7 protein-coding genes and 2 pseudogenes are annotated in these 10,543 nt (G+C 39.8%); 2 read left to right on the plus strand and 7 right to left on the minus strand.

Features of this window, described 5'->3' with window-relative positions; genetic code table 11:
* Positions 1–117 precede the first annotated feature (117 nt).
* The 6 genes and pseudogenes from carB to HMPREF0518_RS07805 all read right to left on the minus strand — a co-directional run bounded on the left by carB (position 118) and on the right by HMPREF0518_RS07805 (position 8,394).
* Positions 118–3,305, minus strand: a pseudogene (gene carB, locus HMPREF0518_RS07780) (carbamoyl-phosphate synthase large subunit).
* A complete protein-coding gene (locus HMPREF0518_RS07785; protein ID WP_003627625.1) occupies positions 3,298–4,383 on the minus strand; it encodes a carbamoyl phosphate synthase small subunit in 1,086 nt (361 codons plus the stop codon). Before HMPREF0518_RS07785 ends, carB begins: the two are co-directional and overlap by 8 nt.
* Entirely contained in the window at positions 4,383–5,660 is a 1,278-nt protein-coding gene (locus HMPREF0518_RS07790) for a dihydroorotase (RefSeq protein ID WP_003623962.1), read from the minus strand. Before HMPREF0518_RS07790 ends, HMPREF0518_RS07785 begins: the two co-directional genes overlap by 1 nt.
* Positions 5,660–6,617: pseudogene (locus tag HMPREF0518_RS07795) on the minus strand (aspartate carbamoyltransferase catalytic subunit). The gene HMPREF0518_RS07790 and the pseudogene HMPREF0518_RS07795 overlap by 1 nt, the downstream one beginning before the upstream one ends.
* Before the next feature lie 144 nt (positions 6,618–6,761).
* Positions 6,762–7,304, minus strand: coding sequence for a bifunctional pyr operon transcriptional regulator/uracil phosphoribosyltransferase PyrR (pyrR, locus tag HMPREF0518_RS07800; RefSeq protein ID WP_003627628.1), 543 nt, complete (start codon positions 7,302–7,304; stop codon positions 6,762–6,764).
* 166 nt (positions 7,305–7,470) lie between these two features.
* Positions 7,471–8,394 carry a dihydroorotate dehydrogenase gene (locus HMPREF0518_RS07805; RefSeq protein WP_003627629.1) on the minus strand — a complete coding sequence of 308 codons (924 nt, stop codon included), beginning with the start codon at positions 8,392–8,394 and terminating at the stop codon, positions 7,471–7,473.
* 254 nt (positions 8,395–8,648) lie between these two features.
* On the opposite strand from HMPREF0518_RS07805, the gene pyrF reads away from it, so the two are divergent.
* Positions 8,649–9,353, plus strand: a complete 705-nt coding sequence (pyrF, locus tag HMPREF0518_RS07810; protein WP_003627630.1) for an orotidine-5'-phosphate decarboxylase — start codon at positions 8,649–8,651, stop codon at positions 9,351–9,353.
* Position 9,354: 1 nt separating this feature from the next.
* Entirely contained in the window at positions 9,355–9,978 is a 624-nt protein-coding gene (pyrE, locus tag HMPREF0518_RS07815) for an orotate phosphoribosyltransferase (RefSeq protein ID WP_003627631.1), read from the plus strand.
* A gap of 224 nt (positions 9,979–10,202) precedes the next feature.
* Here pyrE and HMPREF0518_RS07820 read toward each other — a convergent pair whose 3' ends face one another.
* Positions 10,203–10,481 carry a type II toxin-antitoxin system RelB/DinJ family antitoxin gene (locus HMPREF0518_RS07820; RefSeq protein ID WP_023191716.1) on the minus strand — a complete coding sequence of 93 codons (279 nt, stop codon included), beginning with the start codon at positions 10,479–10,481 and terminating at the stop codon, positions 10,203–10,205.
* Between the last annotated feature and the right edge of the window lie 62 nt (positions 10,482–10,543).

Genomic DNA, 10,543 nt, shown 5'->3' on the forward strand with positions numbered 1-10,543 from the left:
GATTCTTATATTGCATCCCACAATGCAATGTTATTTAATAAAAATAAATAGCATTAGTAATTTTTTCTAAAAAATAAGGCTCCTGTTTTCACAGAAGCCTTTTCCAGTACGCTATTTCTATTTTAATGCATCAGTAGCAAATGATCTGTTTTCTAGGGACTTGAGTAATGCGTCCGCAGTATCTAAAGCTGTTAATAAAGGAACATTTTGCTGAATCGCCATTTGTCTAATAATAAACCCATCCGAATTCTTTTCAATATCATGCCCCATCGTATTGATTACTAAATCGATCTTTCCATCGCGTAATTCGTTCAAGATGTTATCGTATGCTTGCTCATCTTCATGTACTTTTGTCACGAGTTCTACGTGCAGGTCGTTCTTTTTAAGGAAGTTGGCTGTACCCTTAGTTGCGAAGATTCTGTAACCGATCCGAGCAAATCTCTTTGCAATCGGCAAAATCTTTTCCTTATCTCTATCTTCAATAGTAAGAAGGACATTACCATTTTCAGGTAGCTGCATCTTTGCACCTGCAAAAGCCTTGTAGAGTGCCTTAGCAAATGTATGATCACTACCCATTACTTCACCAGTCGATTTCATTTCTGGTCCAAGGTAAGAATCAACATCAGCTAATTTACTAAAGCTAAAGACCGGTGCCTTAACACTAATCATTTCTGGTTCTGGAGCTAAACCACCTGCATAACCTTGCTGCTCAAGACTTTCTCCCATGATCACCGAGTTGCAACTTGCGCCATTTCAATACCGGTAATCTTACTCAAGAATGGCACCGTTCGACTTGCACGTGGATTTACCTCAATTACATAGACATCCCCATCGCGCACAATAAACTGAATGTTCATGATTCCCTTACAGTTCAAAGCTAAAGCTAATTTCTTAGTCACATCCGTAATCTTTTCTTCAACTTCATCACTAAAGGTTTGTGGCGGATAGACTGCCATAGAATCACCTGAGTGAACGCCCGCATGTTCAATGTGCTCCATAATTCCTGGAAGCAGTACTGTCTTGCCATCAGAAATTGCATCAACATCACATTCACGTCCATCAAGATAATCATCGACCAAGATAGGATGATCTTCTGCAATATCGGCGTGATCATGCAAATATTCTTCTAATTCATCCTTTGAATAAACGATCTCCATTGCCTTGCCGCCTAAAACATAAGATGGTCGAACCAGCACTGGATAACCTAGTTGATCAGCTGCCTTCATTACTCCTTCATGCGTCGTTGCAGTCAAACCTTGTGGTTGATGCAAATGCAAGCTCTTAATAATCTGATCGAATTCTTCTCTATCTTCTGCTCGATCAAGATCCTTAACCGTTGTTCCTAAAATTTTAACGCCATGTCTTTCAAGACCGGCCGCCAAGTTAATTGAGGTTTGACCACCGAATTGCACGATCACGCCTTCAGGCTGTTCCAAGTCGCAAACATTCAAAACATCTTCTAAAGTCAGTGGTTCAAAGTAAAGCTTATCTGAAACCGAGAAGTCTGTTGAAACAGTTTCGGGATTAGAGTTAATGACAATGGCTTCATAGCCCATCTTTTGCAAAGCCTTAACCGAGTGAACTGTTGCATAGTCAAATTCTACCCCTTGACCGATGCGGATCGGGCCTGAGCCAATAACGATCACTGATTTCTTACCAGATTTTCTACTTTCATTTTCACCATCATAAGTGGAGTAAAAGTATGGCGTGGTTGATTCAAATTCAGCGGCACAAGTATCAACCATCTTATAAACTGGCACAATGCCATTAGCTTTTCTCAAATCTCTTACTTGATCAGGATATTCATGCCATAGTTTTGCGATCGTTTGATCACTAAAGCCATATTTTTTAGCTAGACGCAAAACGTCTAAGTCATCTGGATTTGCCTCAATTTCTTTTTCCATCTCAACCATGTGCTTTACAACATCTAAGAAATAGAAGTTAATCTTAGTTAATTCATGAACATCTTCAAGTGAGTAGCCGCGTCTAAATGCTTCAGCGAGATAAAATAATCTATCATCTTGCGGTCTAACCAATTTTTGTTCAATTTCGTCATCGCTTGCCTTGTGTGCCTTAGCTGAGTACAAATCTTTTTCATCAATTTCAAGCGACTGCACAGCCTTTTGCATTGCTTCTTCAGCTGTACGACCAATTGCCATAACTTCACCAGTTGCCTTCATCTGCGTTCCTAACACGCGGTCAGCTTTAGAGAATTTATCAAATGGAAAGCGTGGAATCTTGCAGACCACATAGTCAAGTGCTGGTTCAAATTCGGCATAAGTAGTACCAGTTACTGGGTTCTTGATTTCATCTAAAGTCATGCCGATCGCAATCTTAGCAGCCATCTTGGCAATTGGATAACCTGTTGCTTTAGAAGCCAAAGCACTTGAGCGAGAAACTCTTGGGTTGACTTCGATTACATCATAATCCAAACTATTAGGATCAAGTGCTAACTGAACATTACAACCACCTTCGATTTTTAATGCTCTAATCAGTTTTAAAGAACAATCTCTAAGCATTTGGTATTCTTTATCAGACAAGGTTTGGCTTGGTGAAAAGACAATTGAATCACCAGTATGAATACCTACCGGATCGAAGTTTTCCATACAGCAGACGATCATCGCATTGTCACTTGAATCGCGCATTACTTCGAATTCGATTTCCTTGTAACCTGCAATTGATTTTTCAATTAAACATTCCGTTACAGGAGACAATTCCAAACCGTTTTTAGCAATCTCGGCTAATTCATCATGATTGTGACAAATACCACCACCGGTACCGCCCATAGTAAAGGCTGGGCGCACAATGATTGGATAACCGATTTCATCCCCAAATGCTAAGGCATCTTCGACTGTCTTGACTGTCTTAGATGGTGGAACGGGCTCGCCCAATTTTTGACAAAGTTCTTTAAATTTTTCACGGTCTTCTGCTTGTTCAATTGAAGCCAGTTTGGTACCTAAAAGCTCAATATGGAGTTCATCCAAAATACCGGTTTTTGCCAGCGCTAAAGCCATGTTTAATCCCACTTGTCCGCCGAGTGTTGGCAAAATCGCATCTGGATATTCCTGACGGATAATTCTAGAAACTGAATCTACTGTTAAAGGTTCAATATAAACCTTGTCAGCGATTGTAGTGTCAGTCATGATTGTTGCCGGATTAGAATTGACTAAAACAACTTCATAGCCTTCGTCGCGCAAAGCCAAGCATGCCTGAGTACCAGAATAATCAAATTCTGCGGCTTGGCCGATAATAATTGGGCCTGAACCAATCACCATAATCTTATGAATATCTGTTCTTTTAGGCATGACGCTCTTCTTCCTTTCTTTGATCAATCATTGACATAAAATCATCAAATAGCGAATCTTCATCGTGTGGACCTGGCGTTGCATCTGGGTGAAACTGAACTGAGAAAGCAGGATACTTTTTATGTCTAAGTCCTTCCACAGTACCATCGTTAACTTCTTCATGAGTAATCATTAAATTATCTTTATCAATTGATTTGGCATCAACTGCATAACCATGATTTTGAGAAGTAAAACCGATGTGTCCGGTCGCAATCTCGCGGACTGGATGGTTAAAGCCGCGGTGGCCGAACTTCATCTTGTAGGTTTTAGCACCATTCGCTAAGGCAAAAACTTGGTGACCCATGCAAATTCCGAAGAGCGGTACATGCTTTTCTACCTCTTGTACCATCTTGGTTGCTTCGATCATTTCTTCGGGATCACCTGGTCCGTTTGAAAGAAGAACACCGTCGGTATGCAAGTTTAATACTTCTTCTGCAGTTGCGGTATATGGCAAAACAATGCAGTTGCAGTCGCGCTCAGCCAATTCACGCAAGATGCTGTGTTTAATACCGAAGTCAATAACCACGATGTTGCACTTTGAACCTGGAACTGGGTAGGCGCTCTTAGTAGAAACGCGGCTAATCACGCCTTGAGTAACATTTTTTTGTTTTAATTCCTGAACTATTTTTTTTGCGTTTTCTTTAGAATTAGCAATCTTGCCGCGCAATGTACCATGTACACGCAATTTTTTAACTAATTCTCGTGTATCAATACCTTGAATGCCTGGAATATGCAATTGCTTCAAAAATTCTGGCAAAGTAGTTTGCATCCGCCAATTATCAGGATGGCGGGCAATTTGGTGGCAGATTACGCCTTTGATCTGTGGCTGCAGTGATTCATAATCGGCTAAGGTAATGCCGTAATTGCCAATTAATGGATTAGTGAAAACCAAGATTTGGTCGGCATAAGATTGGTCAGTAATTGCCTCTTGGTAGCCGGTCATCCCCGTCGTAAAAACAACCTCACCAGTAGTTTCTCGATCGCTGCCAAATCCTTCACCAGCATAAATGCTGCCATCTTCTAAAATTAAATAGCGCATTATTTTTCTCCTCTTTGATATACAACTTCACCATCAACCATTGTCATTACCGTTGCTCCATAAATCTTTTGTCCAGTAAATGGGGTGTTGATGCCTTTTGATTGGTAATTTTTTTCTTTTAATTCTGTTTCATGTTCTAAGTCAAAAATCGCAACATCTGCTGGGCATCCGGGTTCCAGCACTCCTGCCTTTTTTAAGCCAAATACTTTAGCCGGTTGATCACTCAGCCAAGATAACAATTGCTCTAATGTAAAGACCTTATCTTCTTTAACAAATTTGGTATAAAGCGTGCTAAAGGCTGTCTCACTACCGGTAATTCCGAAGGCCGCATTTTGCATTCCACCTTGCTTTTCCTGCTTGGCATGCGGAGCATGATCAGTTGCAATTAAATCGATCGTGCCGTCCAGCAAGCCTACTAATAAAGCTGCTTGATCTTCTTTACTTCTCAAAGGTGGATTCATCTTGTAATAGCCATTGTCCTTAGGAATATCATCTTCGGTTAAAAGCAAGTGGTGTGGTGCGGCTTCGCAAGTAACATTGATTCCGCACGCTTTTGCCATTCTGACTAATTCAACGCTAGTCTTAGTTGAAACATGGCAAATGTGATAATGGACACCAGTTTTTTCAGCTAGTAAAAGATCTCTAGCAATCTGAGTTGTTTCAGCTAATTCAGTTACTGGTGGTAAATTCAGTTCTTTTGCCTTTTCTCCTTCATTAACGATACCGTGATTAAAAAGTGAATCATCTTGCGCATGTGCTGCTACGATTAGATCATTTTTCTTTGCTTCTTGCATGGCCAGATACATCGTTTGAGCCGTTTGCACGCCATGACCATCGTTACTGAGAGCAAAGGCACCAGCTTTTTTCAATGCGGCATAATCAGGCAATTCATCTGTTGTTTCATTTTTAGTAATTGGACCATATTGAAAAATATGCACGATGCCTTTTTGTTTATTTTCTTGGACCATCTTTTTCATTAAATCAGGCGTATCTGGAACCGGCGTCACATTTGGCATCGCACCGACTGTAGTAAAGCCGCCATGGGCTGCAGCCTTACTTCCAGTTTCGATATCTTCCTTATATGTTTGTCCAGGATCGCGGTAATGAACATGGACATCAACCAGTCCTGGGCTAACCAACTTGCCAGTTGCATCGATGACCTTGTCGCCAGTTAAATCAGTACCAATCGCCTTGATTTTTTGATCTTCAATTAGCACATCAGCATGAATCAAACGTCCATTTTGATAAACTGTTCCGTTCTTAATTACTGTTTGCATTATTCAAGCCCTCCGAGTTTTCTGCCACGCAAAACTGCTTCCAACATAGCCATTCTCATAAAGACGCCGTTTTCCATTTGGCGAACAAACATGCACTTGTCACTTTCTACCAGGTCGCCACTTAATTCGACATCGTGATTAATTGGACCCGGGTGCATGATGATCGCATCTTTTTTCATTGCTTCATATCGTTTGTGATTAATACCGTATTTTTCATGATAACGATGTGCATCAAACTTCTTTTCATTAGGATCACCGCTATGACGTTCGTGTTGCACCCGTAGCAACATCATGACATCCATTTTAGGGAATCAATTTATCAAGTTCTTCATGCTTCCCATATTGATCGAATTCTTCAGAGTACCAACATTCAGGGCCGGAGAAGTAAACTTCAGCACCGAGTTTGGTTAAAAGTTCCATGTCACTTTTAGCTACGCGAGAATTAGTGATGTCACCTACGATTGCCACTTTCAAACCTTTAAAATGGCCAAAGTGTTCATGAATAGTCATCATATCAAGCATGCATTGACTGGGATGCTGACCTGAGCCATCTCCTGCATTAATCACACCGATGTTTAATTTTTGATGCTGCTTTAAATTAATCAAATCCTCGTAATATTCATTTTGCGAGTGGCGAATTACTTCAAGGTCGATGCCAAGTGCATTCATCACTAGTGAAGTGTCGTATAAGGTCTCACCCTTGTTGACAGATGAATGAACTGGATCAAATGGAATCACAGCCAAGCCTAACTTTCTTTCTGCCATTTCAAAACTTGTGTGAGTTCTACTGGAATCTTCAAAAAACATGTTAGTGACATAGACCGGACTAGTTAACCTAGCTACAGCTCCACCTTTTTTGAAATATTCCGCACGCTTAATCAGAGCCTTTACTTCATCATTTTTCAAATTTTCAACACTAACAAAATGTGGTAAAGCGACAAGATTTAAATTTTTCATATTCTGTTCTTTCTATCAAAAGAAGCCTGAAGCATTTAATTGCTCCAGGCTTCTTCTCCGTATTTTTGTATACGAAAAACTAAGCAACCCTTCTGGCCCTCTCTGGAGTCAATTAAATGGTTGATTATTTATCTGTTATTCTTTTTACTTAGGCAAAGCCTTCAGTTCAACTGAATCTTTGCCATCTTTTTCAACTACATTAACTGCAACTTGTTCATCTGCAGAAGTTGGAATATTTTTACCAACAAAGTCTGCTCGAATTGGCAATTCACGGTGGCCGCGATCTACTAAAACTGCAACCTTAATCAAGCTTGGTCGACCAACGTGCATCAACGCATCCATCGCTGCTCTAATTGTCCGGCCTGTGTAGATTACATCATCGATTAAAACTACTCGCTTATTGTTGATGTCTACACCAACGTTGTCTGAATTAACCACTGGATCTTGCTTTAGTGAAGCATCATGGCGATCATCACGGTAAAGTGTAATGTCTAATTCACCAACAGGCACATCTACGCCTTCCAATTTTTGAATTCGATCATGAATTCTATTAGCTAGATGAACGCCACGTGTCTTGATCCCGACTAAAACTAAATCATCGGTTCCCTTGTTTTGCTCAATGATTTCATAGGTAATTCGCGTTAATGCACGCTTAATTGCCAATGCATCCCATATTTCTTTTGCCATAAAATTCTCCTAACTCTGCCCATGAAAAAAGCTCCCAGCCTACATTGAGACTGGGAGCTTTTAGTAAAGTAAAACTATTTAAGCCTGCCTTGCTAGCCTCACGGGACTAATTTTAAAGGACATTCATTGCTTTAAAGTTACTGTAATTGAATATGTTTGTCAAGAGTTAATTAAATTTAACTTGTCCAACCAAATCATTGATGTCTTCTACGCCTAATTTTTCTAATTCAGCTGGTAATTCTTCGACGATATGCTTAGCTGCTAATTCATCTTCAAAATGAGCGCTGCCAACGGCTACGGCATTGGCACCAGCCAGTATAAATTCGATGACATCTTGTGCAGTACTAATTCCGCCCATACCGATAATTGGCAATTGCGTTACTTGACGAACTTGGCTAATCATACGAATAGCAATTGGTTTGACCGCTTCACCAGATAAGCCGCCCATGTTGTGACCTAAAAGGGGCTTTCTAGTTTTAATATCGATCCGCATTCCTAACAGAGTATTAATCATCGAAATCCCATCGGCACCACCGGATTCGGCTGCTTTAGCAATCTCAACAATATCAGTCACATTAGGAGTTAATTTGACATAAATTGGCAAAGCAACTGCCATCTTAATCTTTTTGGTTAACTCTTCAACAACACCGGCATGAACGCCAAAACTCATGCCGCCTTGTGCCACGTTAGGACACGACACATTAATTTCCAACGCATTAACTAAGCCAGAAGCAGACAACTTTTTAGCGACTTCGACGTAATCATCTTCGCTGTCTCCGCCTACGCTGGCCATAATCGGTAAGTCAAGATATTGATGACGTAACTTAGTCAATTTTTCACTAATTACCTGATCAACCCCGGGATTAGTTAATCCTACAGAATTTAAAACGCCATCTTCTAAGATCGCAATTTGTGGCTGCGGATTACCAGTCGTAGCGTGCGGCGTCGTTGTTTTAATCACCATTGCACCTAAGTCGTTTAAATCAAATTTTTGTGCGGCTGGCACATCGCCAAAACCAAAGGTGCCACTAGCCGGCATCACTGGATTCTTCAAATCTAGACCTGGTAAATTTACATGAGTATTAACCATAATTTTCCTCCAAAATGAATGCTCTCTGTCATTCGCTTATTTTTTAAGAATTGATTCTACACGCCTTTTATTTTTTTGCAAGGTCAAAAATTTTCTGTTGTATTTTCTAATCAGGGGTGTTAAACTTCATCTTGATCAAACTTTAAACGGTACAGAGAGACCGCAAGTTCAAAATATTGGCTTAAATTTATCTAGGGAAAGTCTATACCTGGTATCTCTCTGCACTGGTATAGACTTTTTTGTATGGAGGCAAAATGAAACCTGTAATTGTTGCTATAGACGTTGATAATCAAGAACAATTAACAAAAATCTTATCCAACTTAGGGCAGCCACAATATGTTTTCATCAAGATCGGCATGGAACTCTTATATCACGCTGGTCCTGATTTGGTCAAAAAATTAGCAAAACAAGGCTACCAAATCTTTTTAGATTTAAAACTGCATGATATCCCCAACACTGTTTATCAAGCAACAAAACAACTTGCACAACTCGGCATCACCTACACCACCGTTCATGCATTAGGTGGCAGCCAAATGATTCAAGCTGCCAAAGACGGTCTAATTGCGGGTACGCCTGCAGGACATACAGTACCAAAACTACTTGCAGTTACTGAATTAACTTCTATTTCAGACGAAGTTCTGCGCTTTGAGCAAAATTGTGCTTTATCAATGAGTGAGCAAGTAATGAGCCTTGCTAAAACGGCTAAAAAGTCAGGAGCCGATGGCGTAATTTGTTCACCACTTGAAGTCAAAGAATTACATCAAAAAATCGGCGATGACTTTTTATATGTCACTCCCGGTATTCGGCCAAAAGGAAGTGCCAAAGATGATCAATCCCGTGTGGCCACACCTGCTCAAGCAAGCGAATGGGGATCAACTGCAATCGTGGTTGGTCGTCCAATTACCCTAGCAACCGACCCACATGCAGCTTACGAAGCAATTAAAAAGGAGTTTAACTAACATGCATCAAGATCAAATTATTAGTCAACTTATTCAAGAAAAAATCATTTCTATTTCACCTGACAAGCCATTTACTTATGCTAGTGGGATGCTTTCACCAATCTACACCGATCTGCGCTTAATGGTTTCTTACCCGGACTTGCGCGATATGATTGCTAGTGATTTAGCAAATTTAATCGCTAAAGAATTTCCTGAAGCAACTATCATCGGCGGTGTAGCTACAGCTGGTATCCCTCACGCAGCACTTGTTGCTGAAAAATTGCACCTGCCAATGATCTATGTTCGTCCTAAGCCAAAGGACCACGGTAAAGGTCGCCAAATTGAAGGTCGTTTTTCTTCAAGCGACAAAATTGTTTTAATTGATGACCTAATCACTACTGGCGGTTCCGTTTTAAATGCAGTTAAGGCAACTGAAAAAGATGGCGGCAATGTCATTGGTGTTTCTTCAATCTTTACTTATTACTTGCCTGATGCAAAAGAAAACTTTGCCAAAGCAAACGTTAAATATGCACCGCTTCTTTCTTATCCAGAACTACTGAAAAAGGAAAATGAGTCTGGTCATATTACACGGGAACAATACCAAACATTAAAGACCTGGCATGAAGATCCATGGGCTTGGAAGTAACAAAAAAGGATCAACTTTTCAAAAGTTGGTCCTTTTTTGTTATTCAGACAAAGAGCTTTTTCCTAGACACTTAATATCTTTTTCTTTTCAAATCATCATGATCACCAGTATCAATTAAGATAAGAATCAAATCACCGGTTTCTTTATCAAAATCATATTCTAATAATCAATTCCTTTAATATGTAGCTCATAATAATTGGTCAACTTATGAGCATGATGTTGTTTCAATTTCTTATGTAATTATGTGTATCATCAGGAGAATACAGATCCTTTCGGAATTCTTCTAATGAATTGTACTCTCCTGCATACTGATGATGTTTTGCTTCATATACAGCCTGATCTAATTCCGATCTACCTGTACTTGGAGCGAATGGAAGTTTGCCATGTTGATTAATATAAATATAATACATTTTTGTGGCCGTAGTCATATCTATTCCCATCTTTTTCAGATTAGCTCTAGTCTCAGCTTTCAATTTATCATCTATTCCAAGTGTTAGAGACATAATAATCATACCTACTTTTGCTTTATACTTAAATTATACGTTAAATATACTTAATCATAAGT

It is taken from the genome of Lactobacillus helveticus DSM 20075 = CGMCC 1.1877, from assembly GCF_000160855.1.
GTDB classification, from domain to species: Bacteria; Bacillota; Bacilli; order Lactobacillales; family Lactobacillaceae; genus Lactobacillus; species Lactobacillus helveticus.

Excerpts from the sequence above, each read along its gene's own strand:
- HMPREF0518_RS07785 (WP_003627625.1), bottom strand. The coding sequence starts at position 4,383 with ATGCGCTATTTAATTTTAGAAGATGGCAGCATTTATGCTGGTGAAGGA.
- HMPREF0518_RS07790 (WP_003623962.1), bottom strand. The coding sequence starts at position 5,660 with ATGCAAACAGTAATTAAGAACGGAACAGTTTATCAAAATGGACGTTTG.
- pyrR (WP_003627628.1), bottom strand. The coding sequence starts at position 7,304 with ATGGCAAAAGAAATATGGGATGCATTGGCAATTAAGCGTGCATTAACG.
- HMPREF0518_RS07805 (WP_003627629.1), bottom strand. The coding sequence starts at position 8,394 with ATGGTTAATACTCATGTAAATTTACCAGGTCTAGATTTGAAGAATCCA.
- pyrF (WP_003627630.1), top strand. The coding sequence starts at position 8,649 with ATGAAACCTGTAATTGTTGCTATAGACGTTGATAATCAAGAACAATTA.
- pyrE (WP_003627631.1), top strand. The coding sequence starts at position 9,355 with ATGCATCAAGATCAAATTATTAGTCAACTTATTCAAGAAAAAATCATT.
- HMPREF0518_RS07820 (WP_023191716.1), bottom strand. The coding sequence starts at position 10,481 with ATGTCTCTAACACTTGGAATAGATGATAAATTGAAAGCTGAGACTAGA.